17 protein-coding genes are annotated in these 18,171 nt (G+C 75.0%); 7 read left to right on the forward strand and 10 right to left on the reverse strand.

Going from position 1 to position 18,171, the window contains the following annotated elements; genetic code table 11:
- The first annotated feature begins 61 nt into the window (after positions 1–61).
- Positions 62–826, forward strand: a complete 765-nt coding sequence (locus Q5694_RS02645; protein WP_333930308.1) for a sulfite exporter TauE/SafE family protein — start codon at positions 62–64, stop codon at positions 824–826.
- Positions 827–997: 171 nt separating this feature from the next.
- Here the strand turns inward: Q5694_RS02645 and Q5694_RS02650 are convergent, their stop codons facing one another.
- The gene (locus Q5694_RS02650) at positions 998–1,960 is read right to left on the reverse strand and encodes a DMT family transporter (protein WP_333930309.1); all 963 of its coding nucleotides are present in this window, start codon (positions 1,958–1,960) and stop codon (positions 998–1,000) included.
- A 265-nt stretch (positions 1,961–2,225) separates the two neighbouring features.
- On the opposite strand from Q5694_RS02650, the gene Q5694_RS02655 reads away from it, so the two are divergent.
- On the forward strand, positions 2,226–2,408 hold the full coding sequence (locus Q5694_RS02655; protein WP_333930310.1) for a hypothetical protein: 183 nt from the start codon (positions 2,226–2,228) through the stop codon (positions 2,406–2,408).
- A gap of 175 nt (positions 2,409–2,583) precedes the next feature.
- Positions 2,584–4,761 carry a SpoIIE family protein phosphatase gene (locus Q5694_RS02660; protein WP_333930311.1) on the forward strand — a complete coding sequence of 726 codons (2,178 nt, stop codon included), beginning with the start codon at positions 2,584–2,586 and terminating at the stop codon, positions 4,759–4,761.
- Here Q5694_RS02660 and Q5694_RS02665 read toward each other — a convergent pair.
- Positions 4,752–5,444, reverse strand: coding sequence for a GAF and ANTAR domain-containing protein (locus Q5694_RS02665; protein ID WP_333930312.1), 693 nt, complete (start codon positions 5,442–5,444; stop codon positions 4,752–4,754). The genes Q5694_RS02660 and Q5694_RS02665 overlap by 10 nt on opposite strands.
- Before the next feature lie 93 nt (positions 5,445–5,537).
- Positions 5,538–8,084, reverse strand: coding sequence for a SpoIIE family protein phosphatase (locus tag Q5694_RS02670; RefSeq protein WP_333930313.1), 2,547 nt, complete (start codon positions 8,082–8,084; stop codon positions 5,538–5,540).
- Positions 8,085–8,231: 147 nt separating this feature from the next.
- Between Q5694_RS02670 and Q5694_RS02675 the strand changes: the two genes are divergently transcribed.
- Positions 8,232–8,816, forward strand: a complete 585-nt coding sequence (locus tag Q5694_RS02675; protein ID WP_333930314.1) for an AMIN-like domain-containing (lipo)protein — start codon at positions 8,232–8,234, stop codon at positions 8,814–8,816.
- A 44-nt stretch (positions 8,817–8,860) separates the two neighbouring features.
- Here Q5694_RS02675 and Q5694_RS02680 read toward each other — a convergent pair whose 3' ends face one another.
- From Q5694_RS02680 to Q5694_RS02695, 4 genes are all read right to left on the reverse strand, one after another.
- Positions 8,861–9,946 (reverse strand): GNAT family N-acetyltransferase, encoded by a 1,086-nt coding sequence (locus Q5694_RS02680; RefSeq protein WP_333930315.1) that lies wholly within the window; start codon positions 9,944–9,946, stop codon positions 8,861–8,863.
- 115 nt (positions 9,947–10,061) lie between these two features.
- The gene (locus Q5694_RS02685) at positions 10,062–10,445 is read right to left on the reverse strand and encodes a hypothetical protein (RefSeq protein ID WP_333930316.1); all 384 of its coding nucleotides are present in this window, start codon (positions 10,443–10,445) and stop codon (positions 10,062–10,064) included.
- A gap of 240 nt (positions 10,446–10,685) precedes the next feature.
- The gene (locus Q5694_RS02690; protein ID WP_333930317.1) at positions 10,686–11,744 is read right to left on the reverse strand and encodes an LLM class flavin-dependent oxidoreductase; all 1,059 of its coding nucleotides are present in this window, start codon (positions 11,742–11,744) and stop codon (positions 10,686–10,688) included.
- Complete coding sequence (locus Q5694_RS02695) at positions 11,744–12,250, reverse strand: SRPBCC family protein (protein WP_333930318.1); 507 nt, start codon at positions 12,248–12,250, stop codon at positions 11,744–11,746. Before Q5694_RS02695 ends, Q5694_RS02690 begins: the two co-directional genes overlap by 1 nt.
- 313 nt (positions 12,251–12,563) lie before the next feature.
- On the opposite strand from Q5694_RS02695, the gene Q5694_RS02700 reads away from it, so the two are divergent.
- Positions 12,564–13,916 carry a diacylglycerol/lipid kinase family protein gene (locus Q5694_RS02700; RefSeq protein WP_333930319.1) on the forward strand — a complete coding sequence of 451 codons (1,353 nt, stop codon included), beginning with the start codon at positions 12,564–12,566 and terminating at the stop codon, positions 13,914–13,916.
- A 117-nt stretch (positions 13,917–14,033) separates the two neighbouring features.
- On the opposite strand, the gene Q5694_RS02705 is transcribed toward Q5694_RS02700, so the two are convergent.
- The 3 genes from Q5694_RS02705 to Q5694_RS02715 all read right to left on the reverse strand — a co-directional run bounded on the left by Q5694_RS02705 (position 14,034) and on the right by Q5694_RS02715 (position 15,639).
- On the reverse strand, positions 14,034–14,360 hold the full coding sequence (locus tag Q5694_RS02705; RefSeq protein ID WP_333930320.1) for an antibiotic biosynthesis monooxygenase family protein: 327 nt from the start codon (positions 14,358–14,360) through the stop codon (positions 14,034–14,036).
- 143 nt (positions 14,361–14,503) lie between these two features.
- Entirely contained in the window at positions 14,504–15,331 is an 828-nt protein-coding gene (locus tag Q5694_RS02710; protein ID WP_333930321.1) for a hypothetical protein, read from the reverse strand.
- A gap of 158 nt (positions 15,332–15,489) precedes the next feature.
- Positions 15,490–15,639: a hypothetical protein gene (locus Q5694_RS02715; RefSeq protein WP_333930322.1), complete on the reverse strand. Its 150-nt coding sequence runs from the start codon at positions 15,637–15,639 to the stop codon at positions 15,490–15,492.
- A 166-nt stretch (positions 15,640–15,805) separates the two neighbouring features.
- Between Q5694_RS02715 and Q5694_RS02720 the strand changes: the two genes are divergently transcribed.
- The gene (locus tag Q5694_RS02720) at positions 15,806–16,234 is read left to right on the forward strand and encodes a hypothetical protein (protein WP_333930323.1); all 429 of its coding nucleotides are present in this window, start codon (positions 15,806–15,808) and stop codon (positions 16,232–16,234) included.
- 247 nt (positions 16,235–16,481) lie between these two features.
- Positions 16,482–18,122, forward strand: coding sequence for a phosphoglucomutase (alpha-D-glucose-1,6-bisphosphate-dependent) (gene pgm / locus Q5694_RS02725; RefSeq protein WP_333930324.1), 1,641 nt, complete (start codon positions 16,482–16,484; stop codon positions 18,120–18,122).
- The last annotated feature ends 49 nt before the right edge of the window (positions 18,123–18,171 follow it).

Raw genomic sequence — 18,171 nt, forward strand, 5'->3', positions numbered from 1 at the left:
CCGCCGTCTAGCGTGGCCTCATGAACCTCACCCGGATCGGCCCGTGCGGCGGAGCGGCGGCGTGAGCCCGTGGGAGATGGCGGCCGTGTTCGCCGCCGGGACGGGCGCCGGCGCCGTCAACGCCGTCGTCGGGTCGGGCACGCTGATCACCTTCCCGGTCCTGCTCGCGGTGGGACTTCCGCCGGTCACCGCCACGGTCTCCAACGGCCTGGGTCTGGTCCCCGGCTCCCTCGCCGCGGTGATCGGCTATCGCGAGGAACTGCGCGGCCAGGGTCGCCGCGCCGCGCTGCTCGCCGTCGGCGCCGCGCTGGGCGGGCTCACCGGAGCGGTGCTGCTGCTGACCCTGCCGGCGTCGGCGTTCGAGCGGATCGTCCCGGTCCTGGTGGGCCTCGCCCTGGTGCTGGTCGCCTGCCAGCCGTGGATCGCCGAACGGGTCCGCCGCCGTCGCCGGGCGGGAGGCCCGGCCCGCCGGGACGGCGGACCGCTGCTGTTCGGCGGTCTGACGCTCGCCAGCGTCTACGGCGGCTACTTCTCCGCCGCGCAGGGCATCGTCTACGTCGCGCTGATGGGCATCCTGCTCGACGACACGCTGCAGCGCCTCAACGCGGTCAAGAACGTCCTGGCGGCCGTCGTCAGCACCGTCGCCGCCCTGTTGTTCCTGTTCTTCGCCGACTTCGACTGGACGGCCGTGTTCCTCATCGCCACCGGCTCGGCCCTGGGCGGCCTGCTCGGCGCCAGGACGGGCCGCCACTTCAGCCCCGCGGTGCTGCGCGCCCTCATCGTCTCGGTCGGCACGCTGGCCCTGGCCCATCTGGTGCTGCACTGACCACGGCCGGGACCATCAGCAGGCGCACGCCCCCGCGCACCACCCGCCCAGCCTTCGCAGCGCACCGCGCCCCGCGGTCTTCCCGTCCTCGTCAGCCGTGAGCGTGTGCGGCGTGGACGTCGTCTCCCGTGTCGGCCGGACGTGGACGCCGACCACTACGGGGGCGGGGACTCAGTCCGTCGCTTCAGGCACGCGGACCACGGACGACCGAGGGGTGCGGTCCCCCGAAAGGCCCGGCCCGGTGGGCGTCCGGGGCGCGCCGGGCCGCCGCAACGCCCCCGAGCCGAGTGCGACACCGAGCCCCACCAGCGCGCTGCCGGCCGCCTGCGCGGGCCCGTAGGCGCCCGTGCCGACGAGCGGGGCGGTGCAGGCGGCGGCGACGGGGATGAGGCCGGAGAAGAGGGTGGCCCGTTCCGCACCGATCCGCTGCATGCCCATGTACCAGCACACGAAGCCGACGACGGTCACCACCACCGCCTGCCACAGCAGCGCGGCGGTCTCCGTGCCGTCCGGGCGCCGCAGCCACGAGCCACCGTCGAGCAGCAGCCCGAGCGCCGCCGACTGCAGCGCCCCGATGCCGCACACCGTGGCGGACAGCAGCCGGGGACCGAGGGGCCGGAGCACGGGCACGGCGAGCACGGCGAACCCGACCTCACCGGCCAGGGCACACACGGAGAAGGCGATGCCGGTGCCGTCCGACCGCCCCCAGCCCTGGACGGCGAAGGCCCCGGCGGCCACCAGCAACGCCCCGAGCAGCACCGCCCGCCGGGGCCGGCGCCCGTCCGAGAGCGGCACGAGCACGGCGACGATCACCGGCGCGCAGCCCACGAAGACGCCGGGCACGGCCGGTTCGGCGGTGCGTTCCGCCGCGAGGACCGCCAGGTTGAAGCCGACCATGCCGACCGCCGCGAGCAGGGCGAGACGCAGCCACTGCCGCGGTGCCAGAGCCGCCAGCCGGCCGGCCCGGCCGCGTCCGGCCAGGGGGAGGAGCAGCGCGCAGGCCAAGGCGTAGCGCAGGAACTGGCCGCCCGCGTACGGGTAGTCGCCCAGCAGGCTGTTGGCGGTGAAGGACCCGCCGACGAGGACGCAGGCGAGCGCGGCGAGGAGCGCTCCCCGCGTGGTGGTGGCGTTCATGGGGGCGACGCTAGGCAGCGGCGCGGTCCGGGAGGAGGTCCACTTCGGTGCGCGTTGCGTGGACCAATCCGTCCCGGGCCGCGGTGACCGGAGCGCCGTGTACGCGTCAGCCGGCGCGGTAGCGGTCGCCGTGGGCCTTGCCGTCCGGTGGGGCGCCCGCCGCCGGGCCGCCGGCGGGTGCCCGGCGCGGACCGGGAACCATCCGTCCCTCCCGTACGTCAACTCTGTGCCCGGAGAGGGCCGATCGCGGGAGAGGGGAATCGCCGTGGACGAGGCGACGTCGCAGCAGGGGAGCGAGGCGGAGACCGCCGCCCGGAAGGCCCGGTTCGGGACCCTGCCGGAGCCGGTGCGCGTGGAGGACATGGTCGAGGAGCGCGCGGCGTCCGCGCCGGACCCGGCCCGCACCGCGTACAACCAGGACGAATGGCTCGTGCGCTACTGCCTGTGAGGTGACCCGGCGGACGGCCGGAGGACGGTGGGGCCGGCGATCCCGCCCCGCCCCGCCCCGCCGGGCCAGCCCGGGGGGACGGCCCGTCCGGGCCGGGCACCCTGCCTTCTCCTCGCCGAGGACGTGCTCACGAGCCCTGTGAGGCGTAGCGTCCGGGTAGGAGCGGGAGGTCACCATGCCCGGGAGCAACGAGCCGCCCAGAGGTGCCGGGTCGCTGGACGACGCCCTCGGGGCGGCCCTGGCCGACACCGTGCGCGGCACCGGCGCGTCGATCGGCGGCCTGTACCTGATCGAGGACGGTGAACCCGTCCTGCGCCTGGTGGCGCTGTGCGGCCTCCCGCTGGATTTCAGCGCCCCCTGGCAGCGGCTGCCGCTGTCCGCGCCCGTACCGGTCGCCGACGCCATCCACGACGACCGCCTCGTCTGGATCGAGAGCCAGGCCGAGATGGCCCGCCGCTACCCCCGGGCCGCCGCCGCGCTGCCCTACCCGTTCTCCCTGGCCGCGGCACCGCTGTCCGGCGTACGGCGACGCTGGGGCGGCATCGTGCTGATGTGGCCCGCAGGGCGCCCGCGCCGGATCACCCCCCGCGAGCACGGCCACATCGTCTCCAGCGCCCGCCGGGCGGCCCGCCTGCTGGACGACGCCACCGAGCCGCCCGGCCTGCCCGACCGGCCGCGCGTCGTGCCGGTCGACGCCGCCCACCATCCCGTCCAGACCGGCCTGGCCGCCGCCGACTACCTCGAACGACTCCCCGAGGGCGCTCTCTCCCTGGACCTGGAGGGCCGCATCACCTTCGCCACCGGCACCGCGGCCCGCCTGCTCGGCCGCCCCGTCGACCGGCTCCTGGGCACCCGGCCCTGGCACTCACTGCCCTGGCTGGACGAGCCCGCCCACGAGGACCACTACCGCACGGCGGTCGTCAGCCGCATGCCCGTCACGTTCACCGCGCTGCGCCCGCCCGACCAGCCGCTGACCTTCCAGCTCTACCCGGACAACAGCGGCATCAGCGTCCGCCTCGTCCCGGGCGGGGAACCGGCCGACGCTGTGCCGCCGCCCGCGGCCCGGCCCACGACGCCGGCCCCTCCGGGACGCCTGCACCAACTGGTGCACCTGGCAGCGGCACTCACCGAGGCCGTCACCGTGCGCGACCTGGTCGCGATGATCAAGCACCAGATCCTGCCCGCCTTCGGTGCCCAGGGCCTGGTCCTGTCCGCCGCCGACGCCGGCCGGCTGAAGATCACCGGCTACCACGGCTACCCGGCGGAGGTCATGGAGCGGCTGGACGCCCTGGCGCTGGACACCGACCTCACCCCCGCCGGACAGGTCCTCGCCAGCGGCACCCCCGCCTTCTTCGCCCATCCGTCCGAGATGGCGGCCAGCTACCCCAAGGCGCCCCAGATCAGCGGCAAACAGGCCTGGGCGTTCCTCCCGCTGGTCATCTCCGGCCGCCCGGTCGGCTGCTGCATCCTGTCCTACGAGCAACCGCACCCCTTCACCGCCGAGGAACGGGCCGTCCTCACCTCCCTGTCCGGCCTCATCGCCCAGGCCCTCGACCGGGCCCGCCTCTACGACGCCAAACACCGGCTCGTCGGCGAACTCCAGCGCGCCCTGCTGCCCCGTGCGCTGCCCCGGCTGCGGCACCTGGAGGTCGCCGCCCGCTACCTGCCCGCCGGGCACGGCATCGAGGTCGGCGGCGACTTCTTCGACGTGCTGCGCCTGAACGAGACGACCGCGGCCGCCGTCATCGGCGACGTCGAGGGCCACAGCATGGCCGCCGCCGCCCTGATGGGCCAGGTCCGCACCGCCGTGCACGCCCACGCCACGGCCGGCGCCGCCCCCGACGAGGTCCTCGCCCGCACCAACCGGCTCCTGGCCGACCTCGACTCCGAACTGCTCGTCTCCTGCCTCTACGCCCATCTCGACCTGGCCCGCCACCAGGTGTCCTTCGCCAGCGCCGGTCACGTGCCCCCGCTGCTGCGCCACGCCGACGGCCCCGCCGGCGTCCTCCAGGTCGACCCGGGGCCCCTCCTCGGCATCGACACCGGCGTGCGCTACCCGGTCACCAGGGCGCCCCTGCACCCGGGCACGACCCTCGTCCTGTACACCGACGGCCTGGTCGAACTGCCCGGCTCCGACACCACCCGGGCCACCGCCGACCTGGCCGGCCGCCTGGACGCCGTTGGCGGTCACGACCTGGAGGACACGGCGGACCGGCTCGTCCACCGCACCGCTTCCGCCGGGCAGCACACCGACGACGTCACCGTGCTCCTGCTGCGCGCCACGCACGCCGGCGACGTCCGAAGCCGGCCCGCCGGGTCCTTCGCACCCGCGCACCCGCCCGGTCAGCGCTGACCCGCCGGGCCCCCGCGCACCCGTCCGGCCACCTGGTGCAGGTCGACGTCGTGCTGCCGGGACAGGCGCCGCAGCACGTCGAACGCCTGCTCCCGGCCGAGGCGGTGGCGCTCCATGAGGATGCCGACGGCCTCCCCGACGGCGTGCCGGGTCTCCAGCGGGTTCTCCGGCCGGTCCGCGGTACGCGCGGTGGACAGCGCCACAGCGGCGTGGGAGGCCAGCAGCCAGCCGGCGGCCTCGATGTCCTCGCCGAACGCGCCCGGGCGACGGGAGTACAGGTTCAGCGCGCCGAAGTCCTCCTGGTCCGTGTACAGCAGCACGCCGGTCATGCTGCCGATCCCCAGGCCGCGGGCCGCCGCGGAGAACGCCGGCCAGGCCGGCTGCGGCCGCGTCATGTCGGCGATGCGGAACAGCCGCTCCCCGTCCGTCCGCCGCGCCGCGTCGAAGCAGGGCCCCTCGCGCAACTCGCCCTGCAGCCGGTCGGACTCCTCGACCAGGTCACCGGTCACGGCGAGCGTCACGGCCCTGCCCCCGGACACCGCGAGGATGCCGGCCGCGTCGCAGCCCTCGATCAGCTTCACCGCCGAGGCGGCGATCTCGTCCAGGGTCGCCTGCACCGTGTCCTGCGCCGGCAGGTCCCGCGCCGGCTCCGCCATCTGCTCGGCGTACCGCTCCCGGTTCACGCCGTCACCGCCTCGCCCGCCCGGCCGCCCACGGTGTGACCGCCCTGCCGCCCACGCTGCTCCGTACCGGCGTACGGAAGGGGTCGGGCGTCGTCAGCGGTACGCCGTCAGCAGCAGCGCCACGTCGTCGGGCCGCTCGCGGGCGAGCCGGGCCGTGCTCATCAGCCGGTCGGCGAGGTGCTCCACCGAGTCCGCCGGGGTGTCGGACAGGCAGCGGCGGACCGTGTCGATGCCCGTCTCGATGTCGCTGCCGGGGCGCTCCACCAGCCCGTCGGTGTACAGCGCCAGCACGCTGCCCGGGGCGAGGGTCACCTCGGTGACCGGGTACACCGCGTCGGGCTGCACACCGAGCATGACACCCCCCTCCAGGTGCAGCGTCCGGCTCCGGCCGTCGGGGTGGCGCAGCAACGGCGGCGGGTGGCCGGCCCGGACCGCCAGAGCGCGTCCGGTGCGGGGGTCGAGTTCGACGTAGCAGCAGGTGGCGAAGGCGTCCGCCTCCAGCTCGGCCAGCAGCCGGTTGGTGTGGGTGATGACCTCCTGCGGGGGCCGCCCGCTGGCCGCGAAGGCGTGCACCGCGCTGCGCAGCTGCCCCATCACGGCGGCGGCCCCGACGCTGTGCCCCTCGACGTCCCCGATGACCAGGGCCACCCCGCGTCCGGTGGTGATCACGTCGTACCAGTCGCCGCCGATGGCCATGCCCTGGGTGCCCGGCAGGTAGCGGCCCGCGGTGCGCAGCCCCTCCACGGCGGGCAGCCGGTGCGGCAGCAGCCCCTCCTGGAGGCCGCGGGCGACGGCCGACTCGGCGTCGTAGAGCCGCGCCCGCTCCATGGCCTGGGCGGTGAGACCGCTGAGGGCGGTGAGCGCGGACCGTTCGTCCGGAGTGAAGCGGTGCGGGGCGTCCCAGCCGAGGATGCAGGAACCGACGGGGTGCCCGGAGGCGATCAGCGGCAGGAACGACCAGGCGTGCATCCGGTCCAGGGCGATGCCCGGGTAGGCGAGCGACAGGGCCTGCGGCGACTCGAAGAACAGGGGAAGCCTGGTGGTCAGGGCGTGCACGCCGGGGAGCTGCGTGTCGAGGGTGACGCCCTCGAACTGGGTGAGGAAGCCCTCCGGGTAGCCGGACTCCCACAGCAGGTACATGCGGCCCTCGCGCATCGTGTACAGGGCCAGTTCGCGCGCCCCGAAGGCGGGCAGAAGCTGTTCGGCCACGGCCCGGCACACGTCCCGCACGGTCACCGCCTCGGTGAGGACGCTGGCCATCTGCACCACGTGGTAGAGCGCTCCGGCCCGGGCCCCGACGGCGGGCTCCGGCGGCGGCGCCGCGCCGGCCTCGCGGTCCGCCGCGGCCGGCGCCCCGGACGGGCCGCCCCCGGCCGGGGCGTCCGTGGGGTGGATCCGGCCGGTGAGGCCGTGCACGTCCGGGTACAGCACGAAACTCAGCCAGGCGCCGTCGGGCGGACGCACCAGGAAGGACACCTGCTCCTGGGAGAACATCGCCGCCCGGTAGCGGTCCTCGTAGGCCGGGTCCCGCAGCCAGGTGATGACCTCCCACGGGTGGCGGCCCAGCAGCTCCTCCCGGCCGCAGCCGAGCAGTTCCTCGCAGCGGTGGTTGGCGTAGGTGAGCCGGCCCTCCTGGTCCAGGGAGAACAGCCCGTCGGGCAGCCGCTCGGCGGCCTCCGCGGCGGTCAGCCCGCCCACGGCGTCGACGAGGGCCCCCACCAGCATCCCGGCGGAACCGCCTTCGACGACATGGCCCCACAGCTCGACGGGCCGGTAGCCGGTCGTCTTCCCGCCGGGCGAGGCGTCCCGCACCCGGAAGCGCCGGTTCCTGACCCGTCCCGACGTCAGCGCGTCCTTCCGGCTCGCCCGCAGCTCGTGCAGGTCGTCCGGGCTGATCCGGGTCTCGACCTCCGCGATGGTCTCGCCGAAGCCCGCCCGGGGGATGCCGAGCAGGGCCAGCGCCTCGTCGTCCGCCGTGCACCGGCCGCTGTCCAGGTACCAGTCCAGCAGCCCGACGCGGACGGGGTGGACGGAGGAGGTCGGCAGCCGCACCCCGACCGGCTCGCCGTCGTACTCGACCGGGAACGCGGCCGGTGCGGGCCGGGCGGTCGCGAGGCGGCCGAGGTTGTCCTCCACGGCCCGGCGGGCGGGTTCCAGCGCCGCGGCCACCGCCTGCGGGTCCAGGGGCGCGCGGGCCGCCGACCGCAGCACGACCAGCACGCCCACCGTCTCGCCCCCGGCGTGGACCGGTCGGTAGGCGGAACCGAACGAATAGGGCAGACCCGCGGTGAAGTGCGGGAAGCGCACCATGGTGGCCCGCTCGTCGGGCAGCCACAGGACCTCGTCGCGCCGGTAGGCCTCCGCCATGGGCAGCGCGCCGCCCACCGGCACCCGCCACCAGGTCCTCAGCAGCGAGCGGGGCACCCCGGCGACCACCGCCAGCACCAGCGAGCGCCGGTCCCGTGAGCGCAGGTAGACCAGCCCGCCGTACCCCCCGAGGTTCCGTACCGCCTCGGTCAGCGGGCCCGTCAGGGCGTCCTCGAGCGAGCCCGAACCCCCGGGCCGGACCGGGCCGCCGGCCTCGCCGGGACTGCGGCCACCGGGAGACCACGACCCGTCCGCAGCGGCTGCCTCATCCATGTCGCGTCCTCCCGGTACGGACGCACGGGACATTCATCGCTCCCCCCAGGATGTGCCAATCTCTTCGCTCCGGCGCGGCAAGTACAACCTTTCGGCGCGGTGGGCCGTCTCATCGGTATCACCAGCACGCAAGCCCGGGGGGCGGCAATGGTACGTATCAGAACAGCATGTGCGACTCTCGCGATCGTGGGGGCCACGGTGGCCGTGGCGGCGGTGCCCGCCGCTGCCGCACCGGCGGCGGCCCGGAGCGCCACGACCGCGTCCTGCCCGACCGGCTGGGGCAGCCTCGCCAAGTCCGCGACCACCACCGCGGTCGCGCCCGTGCGGGACATCCGCACCGGCCGGCACGACTGCTACGACCGGATGGTCGTCGACGTGCCCGGCGCGGGCACCGGCGCCGGCTACTCGGTCCGGTACGTCGACGCGCTCCACCAGGACGGATCCGGCCGCCACATCCCCGTGGCCGGCGGTGCGGTCCTCGAGGTGCGCGTCGGCGCGCCCGCCTACGACCCGGAGACGGGTGCCGCCACGTATCCCGGCCGGGTGGCGCGTCCGCTGCCGGGCGTGGACCTCACCGGCTACCGCACCTTCCGTGACACGCGGTACGCCGGCAGCTTCGAGGGGGAGACCCAGATCGGCCTCGGCGTGCGCGCCCGGCTGCCGTTCCGGGTGCTGCAGCTGGACGGCCGCATCGTCGTGGACGTCGCCCACAGTTGGACCGCCACGCGCTGAGAACGGGGCGGGCGCCCGGACCCGCCGGGTCCGGGCGCCCGCCCTCACCGGTCGCGCAGCCGGCCCAGTTCCTCCAGCGTCCGGGCGGCCGCACCGGCCAGCCGCGGCCGGTTGCGCACGAAGCGGCGGGCCGCCCGGGCCGGTTCCCGGCCCAGCCAGTGCACGGCCCCGCCCGGCACCGGACGGACCACCGCTCCCTCGTACACCCGCAGGTCGCGGGTCTTGAGCGACTCCTTGTACCGGGCCGGGCCGCTGCCCAGGTCGACCGTCTCCACACCGTCGGCCGCAGCGGCCCGCAGCATCCTCAGCTGCAGCACCAGGCCGGGGGAGTACCGCCCGTAGGCGCGGTCGTACGCCGGGAACCACCACGACAGCACCGTGCGCGAGCGCAGGCCGAAGTGCGCGGCCACGGGCCGCTCCCCGGCGTACAGCACGGACAGCACGCCCCGGCACTCCCGGTCCTCGCCCTGCCCGAGCAGGTCCACCAGCCGGGTGATCCACTTCTGCGCGAAACGGTCCCGCCGGCCCGTGCGCCGGTACTGCGCCGACTTCCACGCCATCAACGCCTCCAGAGCCCCGGAATCCCGGGAGTCGTAGGCGAACCGCACCTCGCCGACCCGCCGGGCCAGCCGGCGCTCCTTGGCCAGGGTCTGTCTGAGGAAGCCCGGCGACCTCTCCCGCAACCCGTCCGCGTACCGCTCGTAGCCCTCGCCGAGGTCGACGACGGGCGAGGCGAGTTCCTCGGCCGCGTACGGCTCGAACCAGCCCTGGCCGGCTTCGAGGTTGTCGAACTCCCAGGTCGACAGCCCGCACACCCGCAGCAGCCCGTGGGCGTCCAGCCGGATGCCGGGCCGCAGCACGGCCCCCTGACTGTCGGACACCCCCAGCCCGATGGCCCGCCCCCGTCCCAACGGCCCCGACTCGTAGGGGAAGTAGCCCACGGGACAGTCGTCCTCCAGCAGCACCGCCACTCTCGCCCCGGGCCTGACCCGCCCCACCGCCAGCGTGAACGCCGGGTCGAGGAAGGGGTTGGCCGGGGCACCGGACTCGGTCCGGATCTCCCGCCACATCTTCACGTCGTCCGGGCTCAGTTCGTCCGGCCGCAGAACGACGACGCGCTTTCCGGGCATCACTGCCTCCTGTGTCATCGGCGTGGGGACACACGAAGGCCTGCACGTCACCGCGATCGGGTACCGGGGCGGTACCCGGGCCGCACGGCGCAGGCCCTGGGCGGTACCGCCGCCCTCAGCAGCGGAACGCCTGCAGTTCGACGGCACGAGGAGGCGTCGCGACCGCCGCGGGAGCCCGTCCCGGTGCCGCCGCGCGGAACTCCGCGCCGTCCCGGAACGCCTTCGGCGCCCCGGCCGCCGGGGTGTCGGCACCGGCCGCGCCCCCGGTCCGGGGCACCCGCACGAGGAGATGCCGCAGCGACGGGTCCTGCTCGCAGGGAGACGGCTCCCCGGTCGCCGCGGCTCCGGAGTTCTGCGCCGGGCCGGTCGCCGCGGGCCCCACGGCCGCGGTGACCGTCACGGCGTCGGGCCCGTCGTCCGCCGGTCCGGGCGCGAGCAGGGGCAGCACCAGCAGGCAGGCCACCAGGCCCAGCACCGCCGCCCATCGTCCGCGCACCATCCGCCCCCCTGCCCTGCGCGCCGAGGGGAGGAAACCGAGCGGGCCGGTCCCTGAGGACCGGCTCCGGACCGGCCCCCCCGACACGGCCGGCTGCGCCTTCCAGTAGGTCCGAGCCCGCCCCGCCCCGTCAAGCCCCGATCGTCTCTCGGCCCCTGGCCCGGTCGGGCGCCGTCGATGGCGAGGACGTCCGGGCAACCGCTCGGACAGGTCCCCGGGTGCGCCGATGACGGCCGCGGCGCGTCAGCTCTCCGCGTTCACCTCCCGGACCAGTTCGATCGCCCTGCCGAGTGTGGCGAGCCGGGCGTCGAGCGTGTCACCGGCCGGGTAGAGACGGACCGTGTCGACACCGGCGTCGCGCCAGACGCGCAGCCGGCGCCGGACCATGTCCTGCGTGCCGATGAGGGTCGTCGCCAGCACCATCTCGTCCGTGACGAGTCCCGCGGCCCCGTCCCGGTCGCCCGCCCGCCAGCGCTCCCGGACCTCCGCGGCCACCTCGGCCCAGCCCTGGCGGCTGTAGGCCCGGTTGTAGAAGTTGGTCGACACCGAGCCCATGCCGCCCAGGCTGAAGGCGAGTTCCTTCTTCCGGCCGGCGACCATGGCGGCCAGAGCCTCTTCGTCCGGGGCGAACGCGACCTCGGCGCCCTGGCACACGTCGAATGCGGCCCGCTCCCGCCCGGCTGCGGCCAGCCCCTCCTCCAGCGGGGCGAAGTACGCCCGCGCGGCCCCCTCGGGCACGAAACTGGTGCCGAGCCAGCCGTCCGCGATCCGCCCGGTCAGCCGCAGCATGGCGGGCGACAGCGCGGCCAGGTAGACCGGCACGGGGTGCTCGGCGCGCAGTGACAGCCGCATCGGCACCGCCTCCCCACCGGGCAGCGGGATCGTGAACTCCGAACCGCTGTAAGCGACTTTGCCGCCCGCGATCACCTGCCGGACGATCTCCACCGTCTCGCGCACCCGGGCCAGGGGGCGGGCGAACGGCACCCCGTGCAATCCCTCCACGACCTGGGGGCCGGACGGACCGAGTCCCAGCAGGAAACGCCCGCCGGAGAGGTTGGACACGGTGATGGCGGTCTGTGCCAGCGCGACCGGTGTGCGCGTGCCCACCTGCATCACGCCCGAGCCGAGCAGCATCCGCTGCGTACGCGCCGCGTAGTAGCCCAGGGCGGACGGGGCGTCGGAGCCCCACGCCTCGGCCACCCAGCAGATGTCGAGCCCGAGCTTCTCGGCCTCGACGACGAAGTCGGCCTGCCGGGACCAGGAGCCGAGAGCGGACGCCTCCACGGTCGTGGCCGTGCGCATCACGCCTCCGCCCGCCGCTTGACGTGCTCCAGCGTGGCGGTCATGCCCCGCTCGAACTCCCGCAGCCGCACGAACACGATCTTCTGCTCCTTGCCGGGCATCGCGTCGATGGCGACGGAGAGCCCGGAGCGGCCGGGCCCCATCCGCATCCACTGGGACAGGTCCGTGCCGCCGTCCCCCGCGCGGAGGCCGAACCGCCAGAGCGCGCCGGGCTCGGCGGGGTCCCCGACCGCCCAGGCGAACAGCCGCCCGGGGTCGCAGGCGACGACGGTGGAGGTGGTCTCCCACTCGCCGAACTCCTCGTGCCGGCTCCGGCCGACGAACCGGGCTCCGACGGCAGGACCGGTGCTCCCGTCGGCCCACCGGGCGGACAGCAGCTCACCGCTCATCTCCGGCATCAGCGTCACGTCCGACACCAGCTGCCACACCCGGCCCGGCGGGGCGTCGATCCAGGTCGCCACCTCCACCGTCGGCTGATCCGCGTACCGCGCGCCCGTCCATTCCATCGCGTGCCGGCCTCCTCGCCGTCGACGACCGTGACCTGCAGAGTTGCGTAACGAGACTCACTGGTCAAGAGGTGGTCGCCCCGCCGTGGGCGCCGATGGGGGCCGATGTGCACCGGTGTACGCGGGCGGTGCCGGGCGAGCCGCGTACGCTACGGGTGACTCCGCCCCGGAGGATCTTCACGTCCGGCCGGCCGACCGGCGGGGGAGCCGTCAGCGACGACGGTGGCCGAGCCGGCGCGCCGGCGGGCACCATGGTCGCGGCGGGGCGCGATCCGCCGGCCCGCCCGCGCCCGGCCTTCGAGCGGAGGACGAGATGGGATCGGCGATGAGCGAGCAGCACCACCGCCGGCAGCGATGGGCCGCGAGAGCGGCCCTGGCCGCCGCCGCCCTCGCGGTGCTGCTGCCCCTCGTCGCGGGCGGGCTGGGCGGACTGCTGCTGCTCGCGGCGGGCGCGGCCGGGCTGGCCCTGACCGCCGCCGCGCTCTGGTGGGTCCTGTCCCGGCGGGGTGTGGTCCGCATGGCGGCCGCCGCCCTCTCCCTCGCCGCCCCGGTCGCCCTCATCACCCTCTTCGCCGCGGCGAACCTGCTCTGGGTGGTGCTCCTGTCCCTGCTGCTGTGGTCCGCAGCGGTGTGGAGCGGCCGGTACGCGCTGCGCAGCACCGGACTGCGGCCGGTCCGCGTCAAGGAGTACCGCACACCGCCGCCCGAGCGCCCCTTCCTGCTGCTCAACCCCCGCTCCGGCGGCGGCAAGGTGGAGAGGTTCCAGCTCAAGGAGAAGGCCGAGGCCCTGGGCGCCCGGGTGGTCCTGCTCGACCCCGACCAGCAGCAGGACGTCACCGCCCTCGCCCGCGCCGCCGTGGCCGACGGAGCCGACCTCCTGGGCGTCGCGGGCGGCGACGGCACCCAGGCCCTGGTCGCCTCCGTCGCGGCGGAACACGGCCTGCCCTTCCTCGTGATCGCGGCCGGCACCCGCAACCACTTCGCCATGGACCTCGGCCTGGACCGCGACGACCCCGCCACCTGCCTGGACGCCCTCACCGACGGCGTGGAACTCCGCGTCGACCTCGGCTTCGCCGCCGACCGTCCGTTCGTGAACAACGCCTCCTTCGGCGTGTACGGGGCCGTGGTGCAGAGCCCCGGCTACCGCGAGGACAAGGTGGGCGCCGCCCTGGAACGGCTGCCCGACCTGCTGACCCGGCAGAGCGGCCCGCGCCTGACCGCCCGGGCCGACGGCACGACCATCGCGGACCCGCAGGCCGTCCTGGTGAGCAACAACGCCTACCGCATGGACGACCCCTTCGGATTCGGCCGCCGCGAACGGCTCAACTCCGGGCGGCTCGGCGTACTCGCCGTCCGGGTGGACAGCGCCGTCGAAGCGGCCGAACTGCTGCTCTCCCCCCGCCCGGAGGGGCTGACGGTGCTGACCGCCCACCACGTCCTCGTCGAGGCCGACGAACCGCAGCTGGAGGTCGGCCTCGACGGCGAGGGCCTCACGCTGCCCTCACCCGTCCACTGCCGCATCGCCCGCCGTGCCCTGCGCGTACGGGTGCCCCGCGACCGGCCCGGGGTGCCCGAGGCGCCGCCGCGGCTGGACTGGCGGCGGCTGCGCAAGCTGGCGGCCGCCGTCGGCCGCACCGCGGCACCCAGCCGGTCCCGCCGCGGCTGATCCCGGGCCCGTCACGCCCGAGGTCCCCCGCGCCGCCGGGCGGCGCGGGGGACCTCGACGGGGGAGGAGTTCCCGTGCCGCCGGGCACGGGAACGTCGGCAGAAGACCTCCGTCGGCTCAGGCGTCCTTCGGGCCCGCCTGCTGCACGACCTCGAAGGACCACAGGGTCGAGCCGCTCGCGGCGGGCCTGGGCCGCTCGCCGCCCTCACCTCCGCCCTGGTGCGCCGACTTCATGGGCCCCTCCATCCACGCCTGGAACGACGCCTCGTCCCGCCACCGCGTGTAGACGAGGTAGGTGTCGGTGCCCTCCACGGGACGGAGCAGCTCGAACCACTCGAACCCGTCGGAGTTCTCGACGGCGTGCGCGCGGGAGGCGAAGCGCTTCTCCAGCGTCTCCCGCTGCTCGGCGGGCACGGTCAGCACATTGATCTTGACTACGCTCATGGTCCCATCCTGCCCCATGACCCGCCGGCGGCGGTCGCCGGAACCGGTCACGGCCCACCTCCGTCCGCCCCGCACGCGCGACGGCCGCGGACGGCCTCACCGGGAGGGTCCGTGGCCGGCTGCGTCAGGCGGCGGGGCCTGGATCAGCTCTGCTTCCCGCCCTGCTCGAGGATCTTGCCGGTCATGTCGGTGACCTGCCCCGCCGGGGGTGCGTCCGCCTCGACCTCGGTGCCGAAATCGGTGAAGTCCATGACCGTGCGCACCGTGAACCGCTGCGGTGCGGAGGAGGCCTCCGAGGACGAGCGCTCCTGCGACTGCGCCGGCGCCTTGACCGTCATGTCGATCTGCTGCCGCCGCATCCGGCCCTCGTCGTCGAGCCACACGTCCATCGGCAGCGTGGGGCCGACCTGCTTGCGCAGGGTGTCGCCGTTGGGCAGTTGGGCGACATCGACGAAGACGCGGTAGTGGGTCGTGCGCACACCGCCGATCGTTTCGGTGCCCTTCTTGGTCACGTCCTTGTCGGTGACCGCCTTGGCGTACGCCGCCGACTGCGCCGGATCGCTCATCGAGCCGTCACCGGCGCCCTGCTGCGCGGCGACCTTCCCGATGTCGATCTTGATCCAGGGCTTGCCGCCGGGCGCCTGGCCCTCGGGCACCTTCTGGTACAGGATGCGGTCGATCACCCGCTGCTCGATCCGCTGCCCCTGCACGCTGAGGGTCATGACGCTGTCGCCGTCCTCCAGGTCGACGGCGCCCTGACCGTTCGCCGTCTCCGAGCGGCCCTCGGCGGAGGTCTGCACCCGCAGCCTCACCTTCGCGGTGTCCTCCTCGGCCGTCCTGTCGTAGGCCGAGCGCACCGCCTGCGTGCCCTGCTCCTCGGCCCCGGCGCTCGTCCTCGCCGCGGAGGCCCCCGCCTCGTCCTTCGCGCCGCCGCCGTCGCCGCAGCCGACCAGCACCGTTCCCGCCAGCACACCGGCGACCCCTAAGGCGCAGAGCCTCCTGCCGTTGCCCGCCCCGGCCATGAAACCAGCTCCTCTCGGATGAGTGATGCCACCCAGGTGCCCAAGACGGGCGGCAACACACCTACGGGTGCGAAGAGTTGGTCAACGGGACGAACAGGACCCTCCCGTCAGTGCCCGCGGCCCCGCAGCTTGCCGAGCAGACGCTGGGCCTGCGAGCGCTTGCGCGGGTCGGCGGCGGCCCGGCGTGCCTGTTCCATGGCCCTCCGGCCCTGTGGGCTGCGGGCGAAATCCTTGATGCGGTTGAGCATTCCGGCCATGACGCACCTTCCTCGGTGTTCGGTGTTCGGTGACCCGTGATCGGGTGCTCCGTTGTGTGTCTCCGTAGCCCGACTACCCCCGTCTCGCGGTGCTCAGGCACCCGTACCCCGACCGGCGCGCGACCGAACGGGTTTGCGTCCGGAGCCAGAGGCAAGGCGGTGTCACATGACTGAAGAGAACAAGCGCACGAATCAGAAGGCGACCACGACGCGGACGGCCGAGTCCAAGGCCCGAAGCGCCACGGACAAGGCGACCGCGCCGGCGTCCCAGGCCGCGAAGCGTGCGGCCGGCAAGGCCGGTGACGCCACGTCAGCGGCCAAGGCGGGCGCCGAGCGCACGGCCGAGACGACGAAGTCGGCGGCGCAGACCGCGGCCAAGTCCGTCGAGGCCGGGCGCCAGGCGGTCGTGACGGCCTCCGGTCATGTCGCCACCACGGCCAAGACGGCCTGGACGGTCATCGCCCACCGCAAGCTCGTCGCCGCGGGTGTCGGAGCCGGCCTCACCGTGCTGAGCGCCGCCTCCTACGCCGTGGGCCGCCGCGCGGAGCGCGGTGCGCACGGGCCGCTCACCCGGCTCACCGGCGGGCGGATCTGAGCGTGGCCGGCACGTACGGCGTGCCGGCCACGAGGGACACAGGCGGCGCGGCGCGTCACCGGTCGATCCGGGGACCCGTAGCGCCGCCCTCTCGTGCGCCCGGAGGCGCCCGCAGGCGCTGACGGGCCGGGACACCGGTGCGCGCGTGCGCATCCGGTCGTGGCCGGGGTCCCCCCTCGCGCGGTGCGGGCGTGACGGGGAAGGATGTGACGCAAGCGAAAGAACAACCCATGCGGAGGAGCGGGCCATGCAGCACCAGCGAGCGGGCAGTCCGGCCGGACCCGAGGATCTCGTCGACGTCGCCAGGCTGGTCACCGCCTACTACGCGCTCCACCCGGACCTCGACGACCCGGGGCAGCGCGTCGCGTTCGGAACCTCCGGGCACCGCGGCTCGTCCCTGGCGAGCGCGTTCAACGACGACCACATCGCCGCGACGAGCCAGGCCATCTGCGAGTACCGCGCCGAGCAGGGCATCGACGGCCCCCTCTTCCTGGGCGCCGACACCCACGCCCTGTCGGAGCCCGCGCGCGTCACGGCCCTGGAGGTGTTCGCCGCCAACGAGGTGACCGTGCTGATCGACCAGGCGGACGGCTACACGCCGACCCCGGCGGTCTCGCTCGCCATCCTCACCCACAACCGCGGCCGCACCACCGGCCTCGCGGACGGCGTCGTCGTCACGCCCTCCCACAACCCGCCCGGCGACGGCGGGTTCAAGTACAACCCGCCCAGCGGCGGCCCCGCCGCCTCCGACGCCACCTCCTGGATCCAGGACCGGGCCAACGAGATCATCCGCGGCGGCCTGAAGGACGTGCGCCGCATCCCCTACGCCCGGGCCCTCGCCGCCCCGGGCACCGGGCGCTACGACTTCCTGGGCGCGTACGTCGCGGATCTGCCCGGTGTGCTGGACCTGGACGCGATCCGCACGGCCGGGGTGCGCATCGGCGCCGACCCGCTGGGCGGGGCGTCGGTCGCCTACTGGGGCCGCGTCGCCGAGCAGCACGGTCTCGACCTGACCGTGGTCAACCCGCACACCGACCCCACCTGGCGTTTCATGACCCTGGACTGGGACGGCAAGATCCGCATGGACTGCTCGTCGCCGTACGCGATGGCCTCGCTCATCGAGCAGCGCGACCGCTTCCAGGTGGCCACCGGCAACGACGCCGACGCCGACCGGCACGGCATCGTCACCCCGGACGCGGGTCTGATGAACCCCAACCACTACCTGGCCGTCGCGATCTCCTACCTCTACGCCCACCGCGACCGCTGGCCGGCCGCCACCGGCGTCGGCAAGACCCTGGTGTCCTCCGCGATGATCGACCGCGTCGCCGCCGACCTGGGCCGCGAACTGGTCGAGGTGCCCGTCGGGTTCAAGTGGTTCGTCGACGGGCTGGTCGGCGGCACCATCGGCTTCGGCGGCGAGGAGTCCGCCGGTGCGTCGTTCCTGCGGCGGGACGGTTCCGTGTGGACCACCGACAAGGACGGCATCCTCCTGGCGCTGCTCGCCGCGGAGATCACCGCCGTCACGGGCAAGACCCCGTCGGAGCACTACGCGGCGCTGACCGCCCGCTTCGGCGAGCCGGCCTACGCGCGCATCGACGCGCCCGCGACCCGGGAGGAGAAGGCACTCCTCGCGAAGCTGTCCCCGGCGCAGGTCACCGCCGACACGCTGGCCGGCGACCCCGTCACGGCCGTTCTCACCGAGGCTCCCGGGAACGGCGCGGCGATCGGCGGCATCAAGGTGACCACGGACAACGCCTGGTTCGCGGCCCGCCCCTCGGGCACCGAGGACGTCTACAAGGTCTACGCCGAGTCGTTCCTCGGCCCCGACCACCTCGCACAGGTCCAGGACGAGGCCAAGGCCGTGGTCTTGGCGGCCCTGTCCGCCTGAGCCGGAGCACACCGCGGCCCGGAACGCCTGCGCGCGGCCCGGGCCGCGG

The organism is Streptomyces sp. AHA2, from assembly GCF_036857595.1.
Taxonomy (GTDB): domain Bacteria; phylum Actinomycetota; class Actinomycetes; order Streptomycetales; family Streptomycetaceae; genus Streptomyces.

Bases quoted from the DNA above. Each gene is read 5' to 3' on its own strand.
- Q5694_RS02715 (WP_333930322.1), bottom strand. From the start codon at position 15,639: ATGGCCGGAATGCTCAACCGCATCAAGGATTTCGCCCGCAGCCCACAG.
- Q5694_RS02695 (WP_333930318.1), bottom strand. From the start codon at position 12,250: ATGGAATGGACGGGCGCGCGGTACGCGGATCAGCCGACGGTGGAGGTG.
- Q5694_RS02670 (WP_333930313.1), bottom strand. From the start codon at position 8,084: ATGGATGAGGCAGCCGCTGCGGACGGGTCGTGGTCTCCCGGTGGCCGC.
- Q5694_RS02690 (WP_333930317.1), bottom strand. From the start codon at position 11,744: ATGCGCACGGCCACGACCGTGGAGGCGTCCGCTCTCGGCTCCTGGTCC.
- Q5694_RS02680 (WP_333930315.1), bottom strand. From the start codon at position 9,946: ATGCCCGGAAAGCGCGTCGTCGTTCTGCGGCCGGACGAACTGAGCCCG.
- Q5694_RS02675 (WP_333930314.1), top strand. From the start codon at position 8,232: ATGGTACGTATCAGAACAGCATGTGCGACTCTCGCGATCGTGGGGGCC.
- Q5694_RS02650 (WP_333930309.1), bottom strand. From the start codon at position 1,960: ATGAACGCCACCACCACGCGGGGAGCGCTCCTCGCCGCGCTCGCCTGC.
- Q5694_RS02705 (WP_333930320.1), bottom strand. From the start codon at position 14,360: ATGAGCGTAGTCAAGATCAATGTGCTGACCGTGCCCGCCGAGCAGCGG.
- Q5694_RS02700 (WP_333930319.1), top strand. From the start codon at position 12,564: ATGGGATCGGCGATGAGCGAGCAGCACCACCGCCGGCAGCGATGGGCC.
- Q5694_RS02685 (WP_333930316.1), bottom strand. From the start codon at position 10,445: ATGGTGCGCGGACGATGGGCGGCGGTGCTGGGCCTGGTGGCCTGCCTG.
- Q5694_RS02660 (WP_333930311.1), top strand. From the start codon at position 2,584: ATGCCCGGGAGCAACGAGCCGCCCAGAGGTGCCGGGTCGCTGGACGAC.
- pgm (WP_333930324.1), top strand. From the start codon at position 16,482: ATGCAGCACCAGCGAGCGGGCAGTCCGGCCGGACCCGAGGATCTCGTC.
- Q5694_RS02720 (WP_333930323.1), top strand. From the start codon at position 15,806: ATGACTGAAGAGAACAAGCGCACGAATCAGAAGGCGACCACGACGCGG.